Here is a 25,555-nt window from a genome sequence, read left to right on the forward strand (position 1 = left end):
CCTGATAATTACGCATTCTGGCTTGCAAAATAATATCCTATTGTAACATAATTACCGTTAAATTTTCTCTTAAACTGTAGATTTCTTTACATTAACATAAAGCTTTATGGCATTATAATCCTTATTTTTGCGCCATAAAATCAATATCTCTTTTGAAGTCTAACCAACAAAGATCTTTCGGTCTAAATATTTTATATTTCTTTTTGGGTGAGTATTTTTCTGATGCATTGAGAAATACAATTACAATTGTTTTGCCAATAGTGCTGTTTTTTTGGCTCAAACTACCCGAAATGGCTTCTGGAATTGGTGTTGGAGCATTATTGGTAAGCTTAACAGATTTTCCTGATAATAAGTTCAATAAATTTAAAACTGCCTTATATGGCATTGTGGTGTTTTTCTTAACAACCATTATCATCTCACTTTCGCTATCGTCTGCGTGGTTGCTTGCAGTTGTTATGACAGGTGCCGCCTTTGTTTTTTCGATGTTTGCAGTGTACGGAAACCGAATTAGTATTATTGGTACAATGGCACTTGTGGTTTGCTGTTTTGTTATGGGCTTGCATCCCGTAAATCCATTTCATTTTAGTTTTTACATGCTTATTGGCGGTGTTTGGTACTATCTGGTAAGTTTATTACAGATTTTAATCTTTCCTTATCGCTCCTTAAATCATGCAATTTTTGAGTGTATGATGAGTAGTGCAGTTTTTTTAAAGGCCAAGGCGAATAATTATGATGTTAATATACCCTTTGATGCATCGCAGAAAGAAATTATTAAACTTCACATAAAGGTAAATCAAAAGCATGAACTCATCCGTAATTTATTGCTAACGGATAAACAGGCAATGGCGCCAGATAATAATGAGGGGCAGATTTTATTGGGTAGGGCTTTATTGCTGATAGATTTATACGAGCAACTTAATGCCGTACATTACGATTATGCTCGTGTACGTGAAGTTTTGAAAGCATCATCGCTTGCCTTAATGACGAAGCTACTAAATTTACTGGCTTTTGAACTCGAAGATTTGGCAAGAAACATCAAAGATAAAAGCAAAGATTCTATCCATTCTTCAAATCAGAATTATCATGAATTAATTGATTTACTGAACGTTGAAATAGCAAATGCAACAGCCATACAAAAGGATTTTCTATCGCAGTTTATTGCGAATACAGATTCTGTAGTGCACAGTCTTGAATTAATTAAAGCGCACACTACAGCAAAAAATTTACAATCTGAAATAGTTGGTATCAAGCCGAATTACCCGGCATTTGTAACGGTAGACAATTCTACTTTGAAAGAAAATTTATCGTTTAAATCACCATTTTTCAGGTTTGCTTTACGCTTGGCGCTTTGTTTCCTTTTTGGTTTTTTGTTAATAAGTCAATTATCTTTAAATAAATATAGTTATTGGTTGTTTTTGACTTTGGTTATTGTGGCAAGGCCAAAATTTACCGTAACCTGGAGAAGAAACCTGCAGCGGTTAGCAGGTAGTTTGGGTGGTATTATCCTTGGTTTGGTATTAATCTATTTAATTAAAAGCCCGGCAATACTGTTAAGCTTATCTGTGTTTTTTCTACTTGGATTCTTTTCTTTCAACCGGATAAATTATACCATCAGCGTTTTATTCATTACTCCGGCAGTAATTTTAACACTTGGAAGTTATCATGGGCATTTCGATCATATTATACAAGAACGGATTCTTTTTACAATTCTAGGCTGTTTGATAGCCGTTTGTGCATCAATTTTATTTCCTATATGGGATAGTAAACAACTAAAAGATAAAATTAATCAGGCCATAAAACTCACAAAAACCTATTTAATAAATACGGTCAGCAGCCAACATCAAGCAGATAAAAATTTGCTTAGAATATCAAGGAAAGATGCAAATATGAGCCTATCATCACTTTCAGAAGGTATAGATTCTGCCAGTCAGGAACCTTTCAGAAAACGCGGCAGTCTAAATACTTACTATCAGATTCAACTGTTTATATATCAGATGAATGCCTTGATTACTTCGTTAAATATTTTAGACAATGATGTAACCATTTTTGAACAAAATATCATCAATAAAATATCTAAAAATTTAAGTTTTGAAGATGATAAATTAAACAATCTGCACGAGGAAGATGAGGGTGCTATTAGACAAAAGAATTTACCTGAACAAAAGTTAGCTCATATCTTAGTATTATCAGAAAATTTTAAATCTCATTACAAAGAATTAATCTGATTACATCCGGCATAAATAAATTTTTAAAACTCAGCTTTTACCTATTTATCGCTTAATTACAAACGCGTTTTGTGTTTTGCTTTATGGTTTCGTAAATCTCTTTTGCTATGTCGCTTTCTGCCAATTTGGTAATAATTGCATAAACAGGATTTACAATTATGGATACCAGATTTTCATCTTCTCTCTCAATGCTTAGCGTTTTATTATCCTTGCTTAAAACTGTTTTAACGTGAAACAAGCCAGTAGAGATTAACTCCATTTCATGCAAATAGTTATTTACTGATTTATTAAAAGGGATATAGATATATTCTTTAGTCGTCATAATTGTATATGGGTAGATATTAATAACAATGAGATTTCAAAAAGGTTACGAAATATTTTGAATATCTATATCAGGGTTTGTTAACCACATATCAAATCATGTTTTATATCTTTATAATGATGATTAAAGCTATGGAGTCTATCCAAAATATTTACGGAAATATCGACATTTATCTTTTCGACCAACTGATGAAAGGTACTTATGCAAACTGTCAGCGCATTTTAGATGCGGGTTGCGGTAGCGGTAAGAATATTGAATTCTTTTTACGTAGCGGCTGCGATGTTTATGCAATTGATAACAATCCAGATGCAATAGAATCGGTCAAGCAACTGGCTTTGAGTTTATCACGGCAAAGCTTAAAAAATCATTTTCTTATTGGTGATGTAGCGCTAATGCCATTTAAAGAAAATTTTTTTGATTTGGTTATCAGCAGTGCTGTTTTGCATTTCGCAAATAATCAACAGCATTTCGAAACCATGCTCAGTGCTATGTGGAAGGTGTTGCGAAAAGGTGGTTTTCTTTTCGTTCGTTTAGCTTCTGATATTGGTATCGAATCTTTAGTGCAACCAATTGGTAATGGCAGATACATTTTACCCGATGAATCTGAAAGATTTCTAGTAAATCAGGATATGCTTTTAAAGCTAACCAAAACCTTAGGTGGTGTTTTGCACGAACCAATTAAAACAACCAATGTGCAGAATTTAAGGTGTATGACTACCTGGTGTGTTCAGAAACTTTAAGCCGAATGCAATTTGTATCATTTTAGCTGAACAATGTATATAAAGAAGCAATATTTGGTGCGTAATAACTATTTTCATTCCTTTATTACTTGCAAAAAACACTTTTAAATTATTGCTATTAAACCGTATTAGAATCATCAACCTGTAAAAAATGTCTGTAAAAAACCAAAACTTAGCAAATAGCAGTTCTTTAACTGAATCGGGGATTACGCCTGATAAGAAAACGTTTTTACAATCCATTACCGAAGATTGGTGGGCTTTAATTTTGGGTGCATTTATTATTGCTATTGTTTTATTGCTTAAAGTTAATGCTGCAAGTTTGAATTTGCCGGTTTATAAATGGAGCAACCAGTCAGATTTATTTGATAAAATTCTTTCTACAAACAATCTCTGGCTTATCATTAAAACCGGCCTTGCATTTTTAGCATTAGCCGGAATTGCAATTCAATTATCCGGAGGAAATCTAATTCGCTTTGCAAAGGGTTTTATATTGATTTACATGTTGGCAACACTTTCGTTTATCATAGGAGGAAATAAAAATGTAGCCTATTACGGTTTGGAATATGTGGTATTTGCGCTTCTAATCGGAATTATACTGGGTAATCTTTTTAATTTGCCAAAATGGTTAAAGGAAGCAGTACGATCTGAGTTTTACATTAAAACCGGACTGGTTATTTTAGGTACAACTATACTTTCTGCAGATTTAATTAAAGCGGGCTTGCCGGGTATAATACAGGCTATTATTGTGGTGACTGCGGTTTGGTTTTTCTCTTTATGGTTAAGCAGAAAACTTAAAGTAGATGATGAATTTGGAATTATCCTCGCCTCAGCAGTGTCTATTTGCGGCGTTTCTGCAGCAATTGTTGCAGCGGGTGCCATCAACGGAGACAAAAAGAAACTTTCTTATGTAACAACGCTTGTGCTAATAATGGCTATACCGATGATGATTATTTTACCATGGATGGTGAAATATTTCAACATTCCTGAAGTGATTGGCGGAGCATGGTTAGGTGGAACCCTTGATACTACTGCAACAGTAACCGCTGCCGGAGATTTAATTGGACCAATAGCCGTTAAAGCAGGTGTAATTGCAAAATTTTCGCAAAATGTTTTTATTGGTGTAGCTGCTTTTTTTATTGCCATTTGGTGGGCTTACAAAAAACCAAAAACTGATGGCGTAGCAATAGAAGCTGCAAAAGTTGAAAAGCCTGGCTTGCAGATTGTTTGGGAGCGCTTTCCGAAATTTGTTTTAGGTTTTATTGGCGCTTCACTTGTGTTTTCTTTTCTATTATCTGTAGAAACAGCTAAAAGTGTAGCACCTACCTTAAATGGTATTCGAACCATTTGGTTTGCCTTAGCGTTTATCGCGATAGGAATGGAAGCTAAATTCTCATCGTTGGTTAAGTTGCAAGGCGGAAAACCAGCGCTTACATTTGTTACGGCTCAGATTTTTAACATCATCTGGACACTTTTATGGTCGTACATTTTATTTGGCGGCTATTTATTTCCAGTTCCTGATTTTAAATAACCATTTCATAAATCAGCATAATCTTTTTTTAAGCGTTTCATTAAAATGCTTTGGTTTTTATTGAAAGGTTAAACAGATAAAACTATTTTAATCTAAGGTCACTTTTTGGTTGAATAAGTCGGATTTGTACAACAAATTTTCTTTTTGGTACAAACATTAATAAAAATTATATAATAAGTTTGTTACACAATTTTACAATAGTCGATACGAATCATCCCATTTATCTCGATAAGTATCTGAACAGAAAAAATTATTAACTAAAGCTTTACTAGTATCAAGCAAAATATAAGTATTTGAGGATTGTTTTATTCAATATTATATTCTGATTGCCAGCAGCCGACAAACTAAATACTCAAAAACCAAATTGATTAATTTCTTTCAGAAAGAATAAAGCTTTAAAATATGCATAAAACGTTTTAGTTTAATTGTGCACTAGCAAATTCGAATTCTGAGAAACTAATATATAATCAACCTAAAACTAAATAACTAACCAACCAGTATGAACATGAGGGATATTTATTCCAGCAACTGTGTTAAAGAAAAAATGTTTTCTAGCACAACCAGAAACGTACTCAAATTTGCTTTGCTGAGTGCTTCAGTAATCGGTTTGCCAACTTTAGCAAGTGCAAAGGGTACTAATGCAAAGAACGTGATTCTGAAATCTTTGGAAGCCGCTAAATACACGGGCAGCACCAAAATGAATTTTTTTAAACCAATAACTGGCTTAGTAACAGATGAAACTGGTAGTCCACTGCCTGGTGCTACAGTAGTTGCTAAAGGCACGAATGCTAAAACAGTAACAGATGCTGATGGTAAGTTCTCCTTTAACATTCCTGATAATGCTACTGTTTTAGTTATTTCTTATATCGGCATGACACCGCAGGAAGTAAATATCAGTAACTTAACTAATGTTACGATAAAACTTTTACCATCGGGAAGTGCCAATTTAAATGAAGTTGTTGTAACCGCTTTAGGTGTAAAGCGTGAGAAAAAAGCATTAACCTATGCTGCACAACAACTTAACGCGGTTGAGTTAACCAAAGCAGGTGCGCCAAACTTTATGGAGGCTTTAAGTGGTAAGGCAGCCGGTGTAGATGTGGGTATTAGCAATTCGGGTGTTGGTGGTTCTACAAAAACTGTTTTAAGGGGTTCTAAATCTATTGCAGGGAGTAGTGAAGCACTATTTGTTATTGATGGTGTACCGGTAGTAAACAATAAAGGCGGACAGCCAGGCTCTTATGGTGGTACAGATGCTGGAGATGGTTTATCAGCGTTAAACCAGGATGATTTTGAATCGGTAACGATATTAAGAGGCGCAAATGGTGCAATTTTATATGGTAGCCAAGGCGCTAATGGTGTAATCTTAATTAATACAAAAAAAGGACAGGCTGGTAAGATTGCTATTGCTTTAAACTCTACAACCAATTTTAGCTCAGTTGCTACATTACCAGAGTTTCAGTACAATTATGGAGCTGTTGGCGGTAACGATAGAAGTTGGTCTAAAACAAAAGGCAACTATCAAAGTGGCTATATCGAAGATTTTTTCCAAACTGGTGTAAACACCATTAACACTATTTCTGTATCAGGAGGAAATGAAAAAACAACAAACTATTTTTCTTACGGAAATAACTATGCAACTGGCGTTGTACCTACAAGTACATACAATAAACATAATGTTACTCTAAGTCAGGAAACTAAATTATTTGATGATAAATTGGTTTTAAGCGGAAACGTAAGATTCTCTTATGAGAAATCAAAAAATCGGCCGGGTGCAGGTTATTATAATAACCCCCTAACAGGTTTATACCTTTTCGCACGTGAACGTGATTTCGACAGTTTCAAAAACAATTATCAAATCTTTGATACAACCAGAAATTTATTCAGACAGAACTGGTATTCTACAGAAGAAAAACAAAATAATCCGTATTGGGAACTTTATAACGACCCTAAACTTACAACAAGCCATAGGGTAATTGCTACAGCAAAGGCTTCGTATTCTTTCCTGCCTCACTTCAGATTTGATGTAAGAGGAAACATTGATTACAACGATAGGTTATTAGATTATCGTTATGCTGCCGGTGGTAACTCGGTAAGTGTAAGTAGTAATGGTAGCTGGAATTATTCAAAGTACAACGATAAGGCTTTATATGGAGATGCGATTTTGAACTATGATAATACCTTTGGTAAATTTAGTTTAAACAGTGTTTTAGGCGCAAGTATTCAAGATTATACTTTTAATGATGGAATGACATTCAGTAACGGAACTGTGCCATTGCAATACCCTAACTTTTACAGTTTTGCTAACTTACCATATAATTTGGTAGTTAACCAAACATTTAGCCGGGTTCAAAAACAGGGTTTGTTTGCCAATGCATCATTAGGATTTAAAGATATGTTGTATTTAGATTTAGCCGGTCGTAATGATTATGCTTCTACATTAGCTACCACGGGTAACGATTCATACTTCTACTATTCGGCAGGTTTATCAGCCATTATTAGCCAAATGGTTTCACTGCCAAAAGCAATCAGCTTCTTAAAATTAAGAGGTTCAACCTCAAGAGTTGGGAACGAAGTGCCATATAATATTGTAAATCCTGGTAACACCATTGGTGGTGCTGGTGGTCCGGATGGTATAGGTGGTATCAACAGAAATACACAAACTCCATTTGCTACATTGGTTCCTGAGAAAGTTATCAGTAATGAGATTGGTTTAGAATCCCGTTTCTTTAATGATAGGTTAAATTTAGATTTTACTTATTATAAAAATTCAAGCACTAATCAGTTTCTTTCTTTAACTGCGCCTTCGGGATCTGGTTATACTTTCTATTACGTTAATGCAGGTAAGGTAAACAATCAGGGTTTTGAGTTAACTTTAGGTGGCGACCCTATCAAAACTGATAATTTCAAATGGAATTCTACTGTGAATTTATCTCAAAATAAAAATAAAATTGTAGAGCTTATTGCAGATAATCCTAATTATCAGGTTGGTAGTAATGATGAAGGTTTTAATTCAATTATTAAATCTGGTGGTTCTTTCAACGATTTGTACATCTACAAACTGGCACGTAACGCTGCCGGGCAAATTATATTAGATACTGATGGTAAGCCAACAAGGACCACAAACCAGGAATATGTCGGAAATCTAAACCCGAATTTTATAGCAGGTTGGAACAATACATTTACATACAAAGATTTCAGCTTAAGTGCTTTAGTTACAGCTAAGTTTGGTGGTGTCGCATTTTCAAAAACAGAAGCATTCTTAGATTCGTATGGTGTTAGTAAAAGAACTGGTGAAATTCGCGATGCAGGAACCACTATGCCAATTAATGCTATTCAAGGTACAACACCTGTTACTTCAATAGATCCGGAAGTTTACTACAGCGTAATTGGTGATAGAAACGGAATTATGGAAACTTATGTGTTCTCCAGAACCAATGTGCGTTTAGCGCAGGTTTCATTAGCATATAACATTCCACTTAAAGGCTCTACCTTTAAATCTGCATCTGTTTCATTAGTAGGCAGAAACTTATTCTTCTTCTATAAAAAAGCGCCTTTCGATCCGGAACAAGCAATGAGCACAAGTAATAGCAACCAGGCAAATGATGTTTTTGCTGTTCCTGCAACCCGTTCTTATGGATTTAATTTAAAATTGAACTTTTAATAAATAAAGTGATGAAAAAAATATGTTTAGTGGTGCTCGCTTTGATTTTATTCAATTCCTGCACCAAAAATTTCGAAGAAATTAATACAAATCCCAATCAAATAACAGATAAGCTTTTAGAACAGGATTTTAATCTAGTAGGTTCTTCTTTCTCTGTAATGTTATTCAATCTTATGGGTCATCAAATTGAAGAAGATTTATGTTATGATAATTGGATGGGTTATATGGGTGCACCTACGCCATATGTTGGTGGTGTAAACAATACAACTTATTACTTACGTTGGATTGATGCTTACTGGAATCGTGTTTATGGAAGTGTTATGTCGCCTTCTAAACAAGTAATTCAATTGGCTCAGGAAAAAAATCTTCCGCTTTTTGGCGATTGGGCAAAATTTGTTAGAATATTGGCAATATCTAAATTAACGGCTATTCATGGCCCTGTTATTTTCTCAAATTACGGAACTGCAGGTTTAGGTACAATCAAATACGATAAAGAATCTGATTTGTACAACAACATGTTTACTCAATTAGATCAAATTGAAGCAAACTTCAAAGCAAGTCCTAATTACACTGGCTTCGCTAAATTCGATCCAAGTTACAAAGGCAGCATAGCCTCATGGTTAAAATTGATTAACTCCGTTCGTCTTCGTTTGGCAATGCGTTTAGTAAAAGTAAGTCCTGCAGTGGCTAAAACGCAAGGTGAAAAAGCTTTGGCAGATCCTGTTGGATTAATTAGCGCCAATTCAGAAAACTTTATGATTCCATTAAATGGTAACGTAATGCCGGTTTCTATGATCAGTTTTGATTGGGGTGATACACGTATGGGTGCAACTATGGAATCTTTTATGGTAGGTTTAAAAGACGGACGTATGGCTAAATATTTTAATGAAGTTACTGATGCTTCGTTAGTAACAGACCACCCGACTTATAAATACAAAGGTATTCGTAGTGGGGCTTTTATCAATGCAAAAGATGATAGAATCTCTTATTCTACAGTAAGTTCTGATTTTAAAACTGTTCAAAACCGAAGAGGGTTTACAGCTGCAGAAATTTCATTTTTAAAGGCTGAAGCTGCTTTAAGAGGCTGGGCTAACGCAGGTGATGCCAAAACAAATTACGAGAATGGTGTTAGACTTTCATTTTCTGATTGGGGAGCTGCTGGTGTTGATGCTTACTTAGCAGATGCAACTAGCAAACCAATTAATTACATCGACCCTAAAGATGCGAGAAATAGTTTTACCGCACTTTCTACCGTTACAGTTGCCTGGAATGCAGGAGATTCTAACGAGTTAAAACTTGAGAAAATTATCACTCAAAAATATCTCTCCACTTTTACAAATACGTTAGAGGCTTGGGTAGATTTTAGAAGAACAGGTTACCCTAAAATTCCGCACGTAGCTAAAAATGATAGTAGCCCGGATTGGGGTATTATCACTTCAGATCAATGGATTAAAAGAATTGTTTATGTTCCGGCAGAAAGAACAGGTAATGCTGCTGCGGTAACTGAAGCATCTACATTTTTAGCTTCTGGTAAAGATGATATTGCATCACGTTTATGGTGGGATACAACAACTACAAGCAATTTCTAAAATAACTTAAAATAGGAGAATGGCTACCTGAGATGGTGGCCATTTTTTTTGCAAATTTTTTTTAAAAAAAATTATAACTATGGAAAGATGTTTTTGTTAATGCGGTGGATACATCTGTTTTTTATACGTTCCGGGAGCCAAACCAGTAAATCTTTTAAACATTTTTGAAAAATACGATAGATTATCAAATCCAATTTGTGTAGCAATCTGACTGTAGTTTAAAGCAGTTGTAGCCATAAGGTATTGTGCCCGTTCTACACGTTTTTGGTTAACGAAATTAATCGGTCTCATCCCGGTATGTTGCTTAAATTGTCGGGAAAAATAATCGCTATCGTGGTTTATCCTTTGTGCAAGATGCGAAACCGATAAAACAAGATTTAAATTATCCAGGATGTAATTTACTGTTTCAACCATCTTTTTCGAATGGTGGTTGTAATGGATTCTGCTTTCGGTTTGTTTATTTAAAAACCTGGAACTTAGTTGTTGCAGTATGCCTTGTGTTTCATGAAAAACTGCAGGATGCTGCTTATAATTTAATTGCTTACAATCTGTATAAAAGGCTTCATATTCGTAACTTTTAGGGTCATAAGATTTACGAATGCCCCGGTCTGGATTAATCTTCAGAAGTCTGTTAAATAAATGATGATCTAATACGGATGCCGGCACTTTTTGAATCGATTTAATGTCTTGCAACATAGAATATCCAATACCTTCATCATCAAAAAATTGCACATAATACTGTGCTAAAGTGGTATCGCAAGCCATTGTAATCATAGTAAAACTCGGAATTAAGTATAAATAACCTTCCTCAAGAATTACCTTTCCGGTTGCATCTGAGAGATAGCCACTACCGCCATTTATGTAATAGATTCTTATGTAAGGACTTATGATGTTAGCATATTGCCAATTTGAAGAAAGTTCTACGTAGTCTACATTGAGCAGTGAGTATCGCTGTTGATTGAAACGGTTCGGCATTGCAGATTTTATTAATGTAACTCTTCCTTTAATGTGAGTTATTTAGGGATTGTATATAAATCTGTAATAAAGATATATAATTTTAGCTCAATGGGATTTTTTTGCTTCCGCTTTTCAATTTAAAATAATACATATTTTTTTTAAGTAGCTGTGAATTGTTGTGAAATAAGTTGATAAATTCGGGTCAAAAAAACTTCCTAAATCCCTGCAACCAGTTATGAGATATATAACCCTTACCATTTTACTTTTTGTATCGTTAACAAGTTTTGCTCAAAACAATTTACAACTATGGTATGATGCACCTGCAAAAGAATGGACGCAAGCTTTACCAATCGGTAATGGCCAAATCGGAGCAATGGTTTTTGGTGGTGTCGAAAATGAACTTTTCCAATTAAACGAAAGTACCTTGTACAGCGGCGGACCGGTTAAAAAGGTTATCAATCCGGGTGCAAAAGCCTATTTACCCGAAATAAGAAAAGCGCTGATTGAAGAGGAAAATTTTACGAAGGCAAATTTGCTGGCTAAAAAAATGCAGGGCTTTTATACAGAATCTTACATGCCATTAGGTAATTTGATTATAAAGCAATCTTTTAAGGGCAAAACATCAAATAGTTATAAAAGAACACTGGATATTTCTCAAGCCATATCAAAAACAAGTTTTTCGGTAGATGGCGTAATCTATAACCGCGAAGCTTTTACATCCTTAAATAAAAATGTTCTCGTTATTTACCTAACCTCTTCAAAAGTTGGAGGTTTAACGTTCGATGTATCGGCAAACAGCTTGTTGAAAAATACAGTCGTTTCAAAAGATAAGGCACTGGTTTTAATGGGGAAAGCACCAGCTCATGTAGATCCAAATTATTATAACGTTACTGGCAGGCAGCCAATAGTTCAGGAGGATACATCTGGTTGTAATGGTATGAGGTTTCAATATAGAATTAGTCCGAAATTAAAGGATGGAACCCTGCAGATTGACGCAACTGGCATCCATGTTTCCAATGCAACTGAGGTAATGCTCATCGTTGCGGCAGCCACAAGTTTCAACGGCTTTGATAAATGCCCCGATGCTGAAGGTAAGGATGAAAATGCTATTGCTTCGAAACTTATATCAAACAGCATTAATCAATCTTACGCATCTTTAAAAGCCGAACATGTAAAAGATTACCAACAATATTTTAACAGGGTTGAGTTTAGCTTAAATAAAGGAATTGATAACCAAAATACTAAATTACCATCTGATGCCCGCTTAAAAGCTTACAGTAAAGGCGCAAAGGATACGGATTTGGAATCGCTATATTTTCAGTTTGGACGTTACCTTTTAATTTCTTCCTCGAAACCCGGAAGCCCGCCAGCAAACCTTCAAGGCATTTGGAATAAAGAATTACGTGCCCCATGGAGCTCAAACTATACGATAAATATTAATACTCAAATGAATTACTGGCCTTCGGAGGTTACAAATTTATCTGAATTAACTACGCCTTTATTCGATTTTATTAAGGATTTATCGGTTACCGGAAAGCAAACTGCAAAAGAATTTTATGGTACCAGAGGTTGGGTTGCACACCATAATTCTGAAATATGGGCAACTGCAAATCCGGTTGGCGACCGTGGCGATGGCGATCCGGTTTGGGCGAATTGGTATATGGGCGGCAACTGGTTAACCAGACACTTATGGGAGCACTATTTATACACTGGCGATAAAAAATTCTTAAAAGAACAAGCCTATCCATTAATGAAAGGAGCTGCCGAATTTTCTATCGATTGGCTGGTAGAAAATAAGGAAGGATTGCTGATTACTGCGCCTTCAACCTCTCCCGAAAATAAATTTTTCGATAAAAATGGGGTAGAGCAAGGTTTATCAATGGCCACTACAATGGATATGTCTATCATTCGCGATTTATTTGCCAACACCATTGCAGCAGCCAAAATTTTGGGTATCGACAAATCTTTTAGAGATACCTTAATTGCTAAACAGGCAAGGCTTTATCCTCTAAAAGTTGGGCAGAATGGAGGCTTACAAGAATGGTATAAAGATTTTAAGGAAACAGATCCATTACACAGGCACGCGTCTCACCTGTATGGCCTATATCCGGGTTATGAAATCACTGAAAAAACACCTGAATTTTTTGCCGCTGCTAAAAAATCACTTGAACTTAGAACTGATTTAGGCACAGGATGGAGCAAAGGCTGGAAAATCAATTGGTGGGCCAGACTGAAAGATGGCGACCATGCTTACAAATTAATAAGGGGACTGCTAAATTATGTTGATGTTTCTGAAGACAATGGCCGTCAGGGAGGAACGTATCCAAACTTTTTCGATGCACATCCACCTTTTCAAATTGATGGTAATTTTGCGGGTACAGCTGGAATGGCAGAAATGCTTTTGCAAAGTCACCTGAATAATATACAATTATTACCGGCCTTGCCACAAGCATGGAAAAATGGTAACATTACTAGATTGCGAGCCCGTGGTGGTTTTGAAGTCGCCATATCGTGGGATAACGGCTTGTTAAATCATGCCGAAATTATTTCACTTTTAGGCAATACTTGCGAAGTTCAATCTGCTACTCCTTTTGCAATTAGGGGCGTTAACGCAAAACTCGAAAAAACAGCTGGTGGTTACAGCATGAAATTTGCGACTACCAAAGGCAAAAAGTATAATTTAATAAAAATATAGTTTATTGAAAATTCATTTCTGAAAAACCATTAGAGTATCTAAAGTTAATTTAAGAGATGAAAGCAATTGTCGCGATGCATTGTTAAACGTATATGGTAAAGCCAAAAAATATTGCCGAATCTATTATTTCTACAGCTCAAAATCGCGGGCCAGAAAAAAGTACTTGCCCATCAGAAATTGCACGAGGTTTATTTCCAGATGATTGGCGAACGCATATGAAAGAAGTTTTAGCAGTTGCTATAGAACTTGAAAAGGACGGACGTGTAATCATCACTCAAAAAGGAAGCAGAATTGATACGAATCATATCAAAGGACCAGTAAGAATCAAAATTGTATGATTTAGAATTATTCTGTTCGCTTTAAACATAAACTGCATTTTTATACTTCTAGATTTCACTGATTAATCAATAAAATTCATAATTTTTAAATATTAAGCACTACTGCTATCCTTTAACCGGAAACAAATTTTCATCTACCTGTGTGCCCTGGCCTGCAACTCTACACCATTTACCTGCATTTTTATGGTAAACTTCGAGTCTGCGTACTTTAATATCTACATCTTTATTGTCTACTACTAATTTAACCTCAATTAATAAATTAACCACAGCCATGGTACCATCATAAATTCTTATAAATTCATTTCCGGGAATGGGGCGAACAGATTTAAATATCAGTTTTTCTTTCTTCTGTACCTCAACCCATTGTTCATGAGAAAATGATATATCACCTTTTGGACCAACGGCAATAAAATCATTGCAATCTATAAGTGTGCCTGGTTTTTGATTGCGAAGCAACGTCCGTATTTCTGCACGTTCTTTTGCAAAACTTGTTGTATCAATTTGAGCGAAACCAGCAAAGCTGGTAACCGTTACGATTAGGATGGTTAGGAATGATTTCATCTTGAATTTTTATTTAAACTTAAGAAATTAAGTTTATTTTATGCCGATATTTTTAATAATTAATGAGGTTAAGTTATTGAAATTCAGCGCATATTAAAGCAATTTATAACATTCTGAATTAAATTATTTATATTTTATGTGTGCTTTAAAGAGGTGATACTCATAGTTAAATTTTTGATTAAGCATTAAAGAACTCAAAAAACCATTCTAATGTTGTTTTGTTGTTCCTACAAATTCAAATAATTCCGAAATTTAAGGCTTGCCAAAGCTTCCAATAGATTAAGGAATTACACGCCATTATGAAGAAAACCATTACAGTACCGAATCAGGAAGCAACAAAAAAAATGTTACCGGTAATTTTGGCAACAGCTATTTTTATGCAGATGCTCGATTCTACCATTTTAAATACTTCATTAAGTGCTGTAGCCGCTGATTTAAATGAATCGCCACTCAATATGCAAAATGCAATTATTGGATATGTTTTAACCCTGGCGGTTTTTATGCCAATCAGTGGTTTTTTAGCAGATAAATTCGGCACCAAAAAGATATTCATCTTCTCGCTCATTATATTTGGTTTAGGTTCTTTATGTTGCTCACTTTCTACCAACCTTACACAACTGGTTTTATCCAGAATGATACAAGGTGTTGGTGGCAGCCTGATGACACCCGTTGGCAAACTGGCCTTAATCAGAACATTTGCCAAAAAAGATTTGCTCAATGCTATGAATTTTGCCATTATACCGGCATTAATTGGTCCGGTGTTAGGGCCGCTTGTAGGCGGCTACATGGTTGATTATTTATCCTGGCATTGGATATTTCTTATCAATGTTCCGATGAGCATACTTGGTATTGCACTTAGTTTAAAATATATGCCCGATTATCGCTCTACAGTTATAGATTTTGATTTACGTGGCTTCTTAATTTTTGCAGCAGCTTCGCTGGCGTTGTCTATTGGTTTAGAACTTTTTGGTAGCGAGGTTTATGTAACGCCAGCCTTGTTTGTATTGCTACTGGGTTTCATGCTGATGTATTTTTACTACCGCCATGCCCGTAGTGATGATAACCCAATATTTCCACTAAATTTATTTAAAGTAAGAACCTTCAGAGTAGGCATTCTTGGTAATCTGGTTACCCGCTTGGGTATTAGTTCAGTTCCATTATTGTTGCCTATGATGGTGCAGATTGCCTATAATGAATCTGCCGTGGTTTCTGGTTGGATGGTTGCTCCGATGGCTTTAACGGCCATGCTTGGTAAATCCAGAGTGATAAAAATTCTGCGCCGTTTCGGCTATCGTTCTACGTTAATGGTAAACACCTTTATAATTGGTGTTTTAATATGCTGTATGGGTTTGCCTTTGGTAAGCCAATCCATCTACTACTACATTCCTATTATAGCCATATTGGGTTTCTTTAATTCTATACAGTTTACTGCCATGAATACCATTTCCATTGCAGATTTACGCCTATATCATACCAGTAGTGGCAATTCGTTAGTATCGGTTAATCAGCAACTGGCCATTGGCTTTGGCGTTGCATTTGGTTTAATTGTGTTAAAGATTTTTCAGGGAGATGTAAAGGTTATAACCGAAGACATACACGATGCCTTTAGAAAAACCTTTTGGGTTATTGGTATCCTTACCATTTGTTCTAGCTTTATTTTCAGGCGTTTACACGAGAAAGACGGACTGAATATGAACACCTAAAGCTTCTGCTAAATCAAACTCAAATAAGAAGTAGCAATTTATGGTCTTGATGGAAGAGTTTTGCTGCATAGTATTAATCATTTTAATATCAACTTCCAATAAGATGCCAGCTTACATGGAGATGATGTACACAGCGTAGGTTAAAAGATTTATTCTGCTCAAAACGTATAAATATAGTATGGGCAGTAATATTACTGCATTTAAAAAGATGGCATAGATTGAAGGGATAAATGAATAGCTTTAAACAATAATCGAAAAGCATAATGCCAACACAATTACCAAAGGTAAAGAAGCGGCGAATGTAACTTTGTTTTAACTAACTTAATCCCTAAAGTAAATATAATTTTAATATGCTTGTGTTAACATTGCAATTTTAAATGCCATTTGCTTAACTACTCACATCTCATTCAAAAAAAAATGACTACCCAAATAGATATATCTGCTGATTTCCAATCGATATTGAACCCTGATTTAGACACCATAAACTTCGAACGTATATTAGAACTCTTTCAGAAGATAAACTGGAAACACCGCATTGCCTCAGAAATAGAGTCTGCATTCCGCAAAAGTACAAGCACTTTATTTATATACCATAACTAGCTTTTAATTGCTTTTGGCAGGGTAATAGGCGATGGACGTTATTATGCAATGCTTGCAGATATTGTGGTAGATCCTGATCATCAGGGACAAAAAATAGGTTCTTACATCGTTAATGCCTTAAATGCAGAACTAAAAGATTACCATTTTGTAAACTTAAGTGCCGCACCCGGCGCCGATAAGTTTTATAAGCGTTGGGTTGGAAAAAACAAACTACCGCTTACATTTGGCCTCAAGGGCCGAAACAACTTAGGCAACATTGCGAAGATTCAGAATAAATTAAGTGCAGAATGTGCTAATCATGTAAGTCAATCATCAATTACTTTTTATTTTTATAAATGCTTTCTCATTGTTTCCTGCCTTTCATCTCCATGTCACTAAAACAATGAACATGTATTCGGGTTATCAATTCATATTTTAAAAGTATTTCCTTCGGATATTAAATTTTTAGAGATGAAGCATTTTGATGCAATAATTATTGGTGCAGGGCAAGCCGGTGTTCCTTTAGCAAAAAAACTTGCTGAGGCAGGTAAGAAAACCGCAATTATAGAAAAACGCATGGTTGGGGGAACCTGTATTAACGATGGTTGCACACCAACCAAAGCCATGATTGCTTCTGCAAAACTGGCCCATCAGGCTAGAAATTCTGATGAACTTGGCGTTGAAACAGGAGCCATAAAAGTTAATTTCAAAAAGATAAAGGCACGTAAAGATGCTATCGTTAGGCAATTCAGAAATTCTGCAGAGGAAGGCGTTAATTCAACAAAAGGCTTGACGTTGTTTATGGGCGAAGCCAGATTTAGCGGAAAGAAAGAAATCACCATATCGTTAAATACGGGTGGCGAAGAAGTTTTAACGGCCGACTGGATTTTTATTAATACCGGAGGCAAAACTGTAATTCCTGAAATTGAGGGACTGAATGAGATCGAGTATTTAACTTCAACAAGTATTATGGAGCTGGAAGAAATACCCGAACATTTGCTGGTGGTTGGCGGAAATTATATTGGATTAGAATTTGGTCAGATGTTTAGCAGGTTTGGGAGTAAGGTTACAATTCTTGAAAAATCAGCTTCAATAATAGCCAAAGAGGATGCAGATGTATCTGCAAGCTTAACCGAAATTTTAGAAGCAGAAAAAATACAGGTTATCACGAATGCGCAACTGCTCAAATTCTCATCAAAAAAGAAAAATGAAATAATTGCTGAGTTTAAATCTGGTAAAGATAACGAGAAGTTAAAAGTTAGCCATGTTTTAGTAGCAACAGGCAGAATACCCCAAACTGAAGTGCTAAACCTATCGCAATGCGGAATAAATGTTGACGAAAAGGGCTATATTGTTATAAATAATAAGCTGGAAACCAACGTTAAAGGAATTTTTGCTTTGGGCGATGTTACACCTGGTCCTGCTTTTACACATTTTGCTTACAACGATTATACAATTGTGTACCGAAATTTGATAGAAGGCGCAAATTATAGCATTAAAGGCCGGCCAATACCATATTGTATGTTTACCGATCCGCAATTGGGCAGAATTGGAATTTCAGAAAAGGATGCAAAAGCCCAAAAGCTTGATTATAAAGTCGCTGTTTTACCAATGTCGTATGTAGCCAGAGGAATAGAAACCGGCGAAACTTTAGGTTTGATGAAAGCTATTGTGGATACTAAAAGCAAAAAAATACTTGGAGCGGCTATTTTAGCATCAGAAGGTGGAGAAATTATGTCTGTTTTACAATTGGCAATGGAAGGCGGTATAACGTACGATAAGATTAGGTATTGCGTTTTTGCGCATCCAACCTATTCAGAATCACTCAATAATCTTTTTATGAAACTTGACGATTAAATGGTTGAACTTCAGAACGTTAGTAAAACATACGGCAAAAACGTTGCAGTAAACAATGTTTCTTTTAAAGTTGAAGAAGGAGAAACAATGGTATTGCTGGGTACAAGCGGCTGCGGTAAAACCACAACCCTTAAAATGATTAATCGCTTGGTAGAACCAGATGGCGGAACAATTTTACTAAATGGGAGCGATGTAACACAGCAAAATACCGAACAGTTGAGAAGAGGAATTGGCTATGTTATGCAAAATATTGGGCTTTTTCCGCATTATACAATTGAAGAAAATATTGCAGTTGTTCCGAACCTATTAAAGTGGGATAAAAAGATAACCTTAAACAAAATTGACGAGTTAGTTGATAAGCTTCATCTTCCGAAAAATATACTACAGCAATTGCCAGATGCCCTTAGTGGCGGGCAACAGCAAAGGGTAGGGCTTGCCAGAGCGCTGATTGCTGACCCCGCGATTTTACTTATGGATGAGCCTTTCGGCGCTTTGGATAATGTTACAAGGTCAAGCATTCAACAAGAATTTAAGAATCTAGAAGAACTCAAAAGAAAAACAATTGTGATGGTTACTCATGATGTATTGGAGGCTTTTGAACTTGCAGATAGGATTTGTTTAATGGATAAAGGCAGAATTATGCAGATAGGCACACCAAAGGAATTGCTTTTTAAGCCTGAAAATGATTTTGCAGAGAAATTTTTGGATGGTCAGCGACTTGCGCTAGCTTTTAAAGTAATTCAAATTAAAGATATTTGGTCAAATCTTCCTGATAATAAAAGTGCTGAAATGAAAGGTTTAAATGTGGATTTAAGTATTTGGGAGGCGATGGAAAAACTTCGTTCAGGAAACTTCAACGAATTAAATTTTAAAAATCCTAAAGGAGAAACTAAAAAAGTAAACTTTGAAGATTTAACAAAAGCCTTTAATCAACATACAAATTTAGTTAGGCATGAATGAGCAGCAAACCTTATGGCAATTCATGTCGATGGAATCGGATAAATTGCTTAGTCAAAGCTTACAACACATTGGCTTAACTTTTATCTCCTTACTTTTTGCCATTGCAATCGGGTTACCACTGGGGATTTTAATAGCACGTAAACGCAAACTATCCGGCACAGTTTTGGGTATTGCCGGTGTTTTGCAAACCGTACCAAGCATTGCCTTACTGGGTTTTATGATTCCCGTTTTAGGTATCGGTGCAAAGCCTGCAATTGTGGCATTACTTATTTATGCTTTGCTACCCATCATCAGAAATACTTTTACCGGCATTATTGGTATTGGTAAGCACATAACCGAAGCGGCAAAGGCTTTAGGAATGAGTAAAACTCAAATACTTTTTAAGATTGAAATCCCTTTGGCAATGCCGGTGATTCTTGCCGGTATACGCACCGCTACGGTTATAAATGTTGGCGTGGCAACTCTGGCATCATACATTGCAGCAGGTGGTTTAGGCGAATTTATTTTTGGTGGCATCTCCTTAAACAATACCAACATGATTTTGGCAGGCGCCATTCCTGCAGCTTTACTGGCTATAATTTTAGATGGGTTACTTTCCATCATTCAAAAATTCGATTTTAAAAAACTTAGGAGGATTTTGATGGGCCTCCCAATTGTTTTAGTTGTGCTAAGTGCATTTTACATTCTACCATCTGCCTATGGCTCTGGTTTGCGGGCGGGTTTTACACCAGAATTTATGGGTAGGCAGGATGGAGATTTAGGGCTTAAATCTGCCTATGGATTAAAAATACAAACGGTTGTTATCAGCGATGCGGTGATGTATAAAGCAGCTTTTTTAAAAGAACTTGATGTAATTAGCGGTTACTCTACCGATGGAAGACTGAAAGCTTTTGGACTTAAAATTTTAAAAGACGACAAAGGTATTTTTCCGCCTTATTATGCAGCGCCTATCGTACTTCAATCTTCCTTAAAAAAATTTCCTGAGTTAGAAAAAACCTTGAATTTACTGGCAGGTAAAATTACCGATTCTGTAATGACTGATTTAAATTACCGTACAGATTATCTACATCAAACGCCAGAAAGGGTAGCTAAAGATTTTCTGTTGAAAAATAATCTTTTCAAAACACCACGAAACGGGAGCGGAGAAACGGTGAAAATCGGCTCAAAAATTTTTGGTGAGCAATATATTCTTGCTGAAATCTATAGCATACTCATTAAAGGAAATACAGATTACAAGGTTGAAACCAAAACCGGACTTGGCGGCACTAAAATATGTTTTGATGCGCTGTTAAATAATCAAATTGATTTCTATCCTGAATATACGGGCACGGGTTTGCTAGCCATTTTAAAGCCAAATCCTAAATTAATAACTGAAATATCAAAAGACAAAAACAAAACTTACCGATATGTGCAGCAGGAATTTTTAGATAAATATAAAATCAAATGGTTAGCGCCAATAGGGTTTAATAATTCTTATGCTTTAATGATGCGACAAAAACAATCAGCAGAACTTAATGTTAATAGCATAACAGATCTAAAGAATCATCTAGATAAAAATTAATGAATTTTGCTGAAAAATACCTGAGCATCAGGAAGCACACTGAACAACTTTGCGGGCCTTTGCAAACCGAAGATTATGTAGTTCAGCCCGTAGCCGATGTGAGTCCACCGAAATGGCATTTAGGGCATACAACCTGGTTTTTCGAAACTTTTATTTTGAAGCCTTTCTCCTCAAATTATCAGATTTACAACGAAGACTACAATTTCGTATTTAATAGCTATTACGAAACCGTTGGAAATCGTGTTATCCGTACGGATAGGGGTAACCTGAGCAGGCCAAGTGTAAGCGACATTTATCAATACAGGAACTATGTTGATGAGGCGATGGTTAAATTTCTATCAAATGAAATTAAAGATGATGTTAATGAATTGTTGGTGCTGGGTTTTAATCACGAACAACAACACCAGGAATTACTTTTAACAGATATTAAATACATTTTAGGGAATAATCCATTATTTCCGGTATACAGCGAATTTAAATCTGAAATACTAAACTTACCATCGGCAGCCCAAAAGTTATTAAATATACAAGCCGGTGTTTATGAAATTGGTTTTAATGGAGATGGCTTTTGTTTTGATAATGAGTTAAACCGTCATAAAGTTTATTTAAATGATTTTGCTATTAGCTCTTCGCTGGTTTCTAACCATGATTTTATTGAATTTATAGCAGATGGCGGTTACAGCAATTTCAATTTCTGGCATGCTGAGGGTTGGGATTGGGTAAAAAGCAACCATATTGAAGCGCCAATGTACTGGCATAAAATTGATGGCAAATGGTTTAACTATACGCTTCAGGGATTAAAACCAGTTAATGATGAACATCCTGTAACGCATATAAGTTATTACGAAGCTTATGCCTATGCAAGTTGGAAAGGAATGCGGTTACCCACCGAGTTTGAATGGGAAATTGCAGCTAAACATTTTAACTGGGGCGAACGGTGGGAGTGGACCGAAAGCGCCTATTTGCCTTATCCTGGTTTTAGTAAAGCACCGGGTGCAATTGGAGAGTACAATGGCAAATTTATGGTTAATCAAAAAGTTTTACGCGGTGCATCGATAGCCACACCCGAGGCACATAGTCGCATAACTTACAGAAATTTTTTTCACCCGCATTTAAGATGGCAATATACCGGCATTCGCTTAGCCAAATAAAATTTTATGATACTATCAACAGAAAATACAGCTTTAGCAAATACGGAATTTCTAGAGGAAACGCTGGAAGGATTGAAACAAGAGCCGAAGCGAATGTATTCTAAATATTTTTATGACGAAACTGGAGATGTTATTTTTCAGCAGATTATGAACATGAAGGAATATTACTTAACCAATGCAGAAATGGAAATTATGAAGCATCAGGCTAATCATATTGCTGATGTACTCTCTGATAATAATGCAGGTTTTGATTTGATTGAACTTGGTGCCGGCGATGCCACAAAATCAATTCATTTACTTAAAGCATTGATTGATAAAAAACTCGATTTTAAATATTTTCCTATCGATATTTCTGAACATGTAATCGCTGAATTAGAACAAAGTTTGCCGTCAGAATTACCTGCGCTTAATTTTCAGGGATTAATTGGCGATTATTTTAAAATGCTTAAAAAAGCTACTGCCATCTCAGACAGAAAAAAGGTGGTTTTGTTTATGGGAGCAAACATTGGCAATATGGATGTTCAAGAAGCGCAAACTTTTTGCATGGGCTTGAAACATTTATTATCGCCAAATGATATTTTAATTATCGGTTTTGATTTAAAGAAAAATCCTCGAAAAATTTTAGAAGCCTACAATGATAAAGCAGGCATCACAAGCTCATTTAATTTGAACCTTTTATCGCGTATAAATAGAGAACTGGATGGTGATTTCGATGTGAATGCATTTGAACATTATGCAAGTTATAATCCCGAAAATGGTGCTTGTAAAAGTTATTTAATCAGTCTGCAGAATCAAACGGTTAAAATCGGTTCCGAAGAATTTAATTTTAGTAAAGACGAATATATTTTGATGGAAATTTCTCAGAAATATTCGAAGCAGGAAATTGAAGAACTGGCAAATGCATCGGGTTTTAAAGTGGTAAAATACTTTACAGATGAGCAACATTATTTTGTTGACGCAGTATGGAAAGTAGCCTAATCTATAAGTTCGAGTAAATGATTTAAATCGTTTTCGGTATTATAAAAATGAAAGGATATTCTTGTACCTGCGCCTCTGGGCGATACAAGGATCTTTTCGTTATTTAAGCGTTCTACAATAGCTTGATGTAATGGCAAACTCATAATTGAAGACTGTTCTTTTCGCTCCATCATCCAATAGGGAAGAAAGCCTTTTTTATGTAATGCAATTCTTGCTTTAGCAGTTAACTCCATTATCCTTTGCTCGATAACATCAAAACCAATGTTGTTAAGATAATTAAGTCCTTGATTTAATGTACCCAAATTTAAACTATCTAAATGGCCGGGCTCTAAAGTTAATGATAGATAGTCCCGACCGCTCAAAAATGGCACATCTGGTAAGCTTAATTTTTTCTTATGTTGATAAATGAGCTTTCTGGCAGCATCCGATAGGAAAATATAACCATTACCATAACCGCCCAACAACCATTTATAGCCGCTTCCTACCAAAACATCCAAACCCGATTGCTGGAAGTTAAAAGGAGCAGTTCCTAAAAATTGTGTACCATCAGCTATTAAAATCAAGTCTGGATAATCTGATTTCAGCTTTTTGATAAAATCGCTTTGCATTTTTAATCCGCTGATGTATTGAACCATGCTGAAAGCAAAAACCGTTGGTTTAAATTGTTCAATTGCCCTTAAAATTTGCTCTTCTAGATTTGCATTAATTGGAATTTCCAAATAATCGAAACCTCTGCTGGTAACCGGGTAATTTAGCGAAGGATAATCTTCCTGAAGCAACAAAAACCGATGGCTGATATCCATCCCATTTAAAACAGAATTTAATCCATTTGAGCAGTTGGAAGTTAAGAAGGTATTTTCACGTTTTACGGTAAAAACGGATGAGAGATTGGTTTTGAGTTCATCCATAATCTCCAGACTATTTGCCCTGAAAATACTTCCTTCATTAATGAAATTTTCATCGTGTTTTCTACGCCAGTTTGCAATTTCTGTAGATAGCAGGCCAGAATAAGCCGTATTTAAATAGGTGTAATTTTGAAGAATAGGAAAATGCTCAATAAAACTCATGCCCAAATGTAAATAATTGCTAACATAAATGATTTATGTTGTAAAAAACTGTAAGGTTTTTTATTTGTTGATAGTAAATCAATTGCCAGAAATATATGGAGCACAAGGAAATATTAATAGCCGAATTAAAGAAATTATTAAACGGCGGAATAGCCCATGCAAGCTTTCAGGATGCTATCTCTGGTTTGCCTTTTCATTTGCTTGGTGCAAAACCATATAATCTACCTTATAGTATTTGGCAATTAGTTGAGCATATTAGAATTGCCCAATGGGATATGTTTGAGTTTAGTAAGGATGTTAACCATAAATCTCCAGAATGGCCGGATGATTACTGGCCAAAAGAAACTGCTCCAAAAAACGAGCAGGAGTGGGAAGATTCGTTAAAACAAATTAATGATGATCTGGCAGCATTTATCAACTTAATTGAATCAGAAGATTTATTTGAAAAAATACCCCACGGAAGTGGTCAGAATATTTTACGGGAGGCTTTGCAAATTGCCGATCATAATGCTTATCATATTGCAGAAATAGTCGTTATCAGGCGTTTACTTGGTGTTTGGAAAAATTAAAATATCTAAAAATTAAAATATGTTAAAAAATTCAAAAGGGTTTAGTTCGTTTGCAGTAAACGACATTCCAAAAGCAAAAGATTTTTATGAAAATACTTTAGGCTTAACTGTTAAAGATAATCCGATGGGTTTAATAGAAATCGAGATTTCAGGGTCGGCAAACATTCTGGTCTATCCTAAACCAAATCATACACCTGCAACTTTTACGGTATTAAATTTTCCTGTTGATAATATTGAAGAAATCGTTGATAAATTGATTGATAATGGTATAAGATTTGAGCAATACAACGATGAGTATTTAAAGACAGATGTTAAAGGCATTTCAAGAGCTAATGGCGGACCGAATGTTGCATGGTTTAAAGATCCATCTGGAAACATTTTCTCGATTATGGAATTGCGCTAAACTGCATTAAAGTAGTAAGTTTATTCCCCTAAATAGATGGCCGCCACTCTTTTATATTTCGATATTTCAGTGGCCACATAAATCTCTAATGGTAACAAAGACATTGTCTGA

General features: G+C 35.5%; 21 protein-coding genes. 17 read left to right on the plus strand and 4 right to left on the minus strand.

What is annotated here, in order from left to right; translation table 11 throughout:
• Positions 1-152: 152 nt before the first annotated feature.
• The gene (locus LUA86_RS08790; protein ID WP_231460248.1) at positions 153-2,225 is read left to right on the plus strand and encodes an FUSC family membrane protein; all 2,073 of its coding nucleotides are present in this window, start codon (positions 153-155) and stop codon (positions 2,223-2,225) included.
• Positions 2,226-2,277: 52 nt separating this feature from the next.
• Here LUA86_RS08790 and LUA86_RS08795 read toward each other — a convergent pair whose 3' ends face one another.
• Positions 2,278-2,547: a hypothetical protein gene (locus LUA86_RS08795; protein WP_231460249.1), complete on the minus strand. Its 270-nt coding sequence runs from the start codon at positions 2,545-2,547 to the stop codon at positions 2,278-2,280.
• Positions 2,548-2,678: 131 nt separating this feature from the next.
• On the opposite strand from LUA86_RS08795, the gene LUA86_RS08800 reads away from it, so the two are divergent.
• From LUA86_RS08800 to LUA86_RS08815, 4 genes are all read left to right on the plus strand, one after another.
• A complete protein-coding gene (locus LUA86_RS08800) occupies positions 2,679-3,287 on the plus strand; it encodes a class I SAM-dependent methyltransferase (RefSeq protein ID WP_231460250.1) in 609 nt (202 codons plus the stop codon).
• Positions 3,288-3,438: 151 nt separating this feature from the next.
• Positions 3,439-4,815 (plus strand): YeiH family protein, encoded by a 1,377-nt coding sequence (locus LUA86_RS08805; RefSeq protein ID WP_231460251.1) that lies wholly within the window; start codon positions 3,439-3,441, stop codon positions 4,813-4,815.
• A gap of 544 nt (positions 4,816-5,359) precedes the next feature.
• A complete protein-coding gene (locus LUA86_RS08810) occupies positions 5,360-8,476 on the plus strand; it encodes a SusC/RagA family TonB-linked outer membrane protein (protein WP_231460252.1) in 3,117 nt (1,038 codons plus the stop codon).
• A gap of 11 nt (positions 8,477-8,487) precedes the next feature.
• Positions 8,488-10,065: a SusD/RagB family nutrient-binding outer membrane lipoprotein gene (locus LUA86_RS08815; protein WP_231460253.1), complete on the plus strand. Its 1,578-nt coding sequence runs from the start codon at positions 8,488-8,490 to the stop codon at positions 10,063-10,065.
• A 96-nt stretch (positions 10,066-10,161) separates the two neighbouring features.
• On the opposite strand, the gene LUA86_RS08820 is transcribed toward LUA86_RS08815, so the two are convergent.
• Complete coding sequence (locus LUA86_RS08820; RefSeq protein WP_231460254.1) at positions 10,162-11,040, minus strand: AraC family transcriptional regulator; 879 nt, start codon at positions 11,038-11,040, stop codon at positions 10,162-10,164.
• 217 nt (positions 11,041-11,257) lie between these two features.
• Between LUA86_RS08820 and LUA86_RS08825 the strand changes: the two genes are divergently transcribed.
• Together LUA86_RS08825 and LUA86_RS08830 are read left to right on the plus strand one after the other, a co-directional pair.
• Positions 11,258-13,717, plus strand: a complete 2,460-nt coding sequence (locus tag LUA86_RS08825) for a glycoside hydrolase N-terminal domain-containing protein (RefSeq protein ID WP_231460255.1) — start codon at positions 11,258-11,260, stop codon at positions 13,715-13,717.
• 92 nt (positions 13,718-13,809) lie between these two features.
• The gene (locus tag LUA86_RS08830) at positions 13,810-14,055 is read left to right on the plus strand and encodes a DUF3253 domain-containing protein (protein ID WP_231460256.1); all 246 of its coding nucleotides are present in this window, start codon (positions 13,810-13,812) and stop codon (positions 14,053-14,055) included.
• A gap of 105 nt (positions 14,056-14,160) precedes the next feature.
• On the opposite strand, the gene LUA86_RS08835 is transcribed toward LUA86_RS08830, so the two are convergent.
• On the minus strand, positions 14,161-14,616 hold the full coding sequence (locus LUA86_RS08835; protein WP_231460257.1) for a nuclear transport factor 2 family protein: 456 nt from the start codon (positions 14,614-14,616) through the stop codon (positions 14,161-14,163).
• 299 nt (positions 14,617-14,915) lie between these two features.
• Here LUA86_RS08835 and LUA86_RS08840 point away from each other — a divergent pair, with 299 nt between their 5' ends.
• The 8 genes from LUA86_RS08840 to egtD all read left to right on the plus strand — a co-directional run bounded on the left by LUA86_RS08840 (position 14,916) and on the right by egtD (position 23,405).
• Complete coding sequence (locus tag LUA86_RS08840; RefSeq protein WP_231460258.1) at positions 14,916-16,319, plus strand: MFS transporter; 1,404 nt, start codon at positions 14,916-14,918, stop codon at positions 16,317-16,319.
• Positions 16,320-16,736: 417 nt separating this feature from the next.
• Positions 16,737-16,919: a hypothetical protein gene (locus LUA86_RS08845; protein WP_231460259.1), complete on the plus strand. Its 183-nt coding sequence runs from the start codon at positions 16,737-16,739 to the stop codon at positions 16,917-16,919.
• Positions 16,920-16,925: 6 nt separating this feature from the next.
• Positions 16,926-17,297 carry a GNAT family N-acetyltransferase gene (locus LUA86_RS08850; RefSeq protein WP_370634345.1) on the plus strand — a complete coding sequence of 124 codons (372 nt, stop codon included), beginning with the start codon at positions 16,926-16,928 and terminating at the stop codon, positions 17,295-17,297.
• A 72-nt stretch (positions 17,298-17,369) separates the two neighbouring features.
• On the plus strand, positions 17,370-18,755 hold the full coding sequence (locus tag LUA86_RS08855) for a mercuric reductase (protein ID WP_231460261.1): 1,386 nt from the start codon (positions 17,370-17,372) through the stop codon (positions 18,753-18,755).
• The gene (locus tag LUA86_RS08860) at positions 18,756-19,715 is read left to right on the plus strand and encodes an ABC transporter ATP-binding protein (RefSeq protein ID WP_231460262.1); all 960 of its coding nucleotides are present in this window, start codon (positions 18,756-18,758) and stop codon (positions 19,713-19,715) included.
• Positions 19,708-21,276 (plus strand): ABC transporter permease/substrate-binding protein, encoded by a 1,569-nt coding sequence (locus tag LUA86_RS08865; RefSeq protein WP_231460263.1) that lies wholly within the window; start codon positions 19,708-19,710, stop codon positions 21,274-21,276. The genes LUA86_RS08860 and LUA86_RS08865 overlap by 8 nt, the downstream gene beginning before the upstream one ends.
• Positions 21,276-22,427, plus strand: a complete 1,152-nt coding sequence (gene egtB / locus LUA86_RS08870; RefSeq protein ID WP_231460264.1) for an ergothioneine biosynthesis protein EgtB — start codon at positions 21,276-21,278, stop codon at positions 22,425-22,427. Before LUA86_RS08865 ends, egtB begins: the two co-directional genes overlap by 1 nt.
• A gap of 6 nt (positions 22,428-22,433) precedes the next feature.
• Positions 22,434-23,405 (plus strand): L-histidine N(alpha)-methyltransferase, encoded by a 972-nt coding sequence (gene egtD / locus LUA86_RS08875; protein WP_231460265.1) that lies wholly within the window; start codon positions 22,434-22,436, stop codon positions 23,403-23,405.
• On the opposite strand, the gene LUA86_RS08880 is transcribed toward egtD, so the two are convergent.
• The gene (locus LUA86_RS08880) at positions 23,402-24,472 is read right to left on the minus strand and encodes an aminotransferase class V-fold PLP-dependent enzyme (RefSeq protein ID WP_231460266.1); all 1,071 of its coding nucleotides are present in this window, start codon (positions 24,470-24,472) and stop codon (positions 23,402-23,404) included. The two genes, egtD and LUA86_RS08880, sit on opposite strands and share 4 nt — an antisense overlap.
• 95 nt (positions 24,473-24,567) lie before the next feature.
• Between LUA86_RS08880 and LUA86_RS08885 the strand changes: the two genes are divergently transcribed.
• A complete protein-coding gene (locus LUA86_RS08885) occupies positions 24,568-25,041 on the plus strand; it encodes a DinB family protein (protein ID WP_231460267.1) in 474 nt (157 codons plus the stop codon).
• 19 nt (positions 25,042-25,060) lie between these two features.
• Positions 25,061-25,444, plus strand: coding sequence for a VOC family protein (locus LUA86_RS08890; protein WP_231460268.1), 384 nt, complete (start codon positions 25,061-25,063; stop codon positions 25,442-25,444).
• The last annotated feature ends 111 nt before the right edge of the window (positions 25,445-25,555 follow it).

It is taken from the genome of Pedobacter sp. Leaf132 (assembly GCF_920984695.1).
In the GTDB taxonomy this organism is placed as follows: Bacteria; Bacteroidota; Bacteroidia; order Sphingobacteriales; family Sphingobacteriaceae; genus Pedobacter.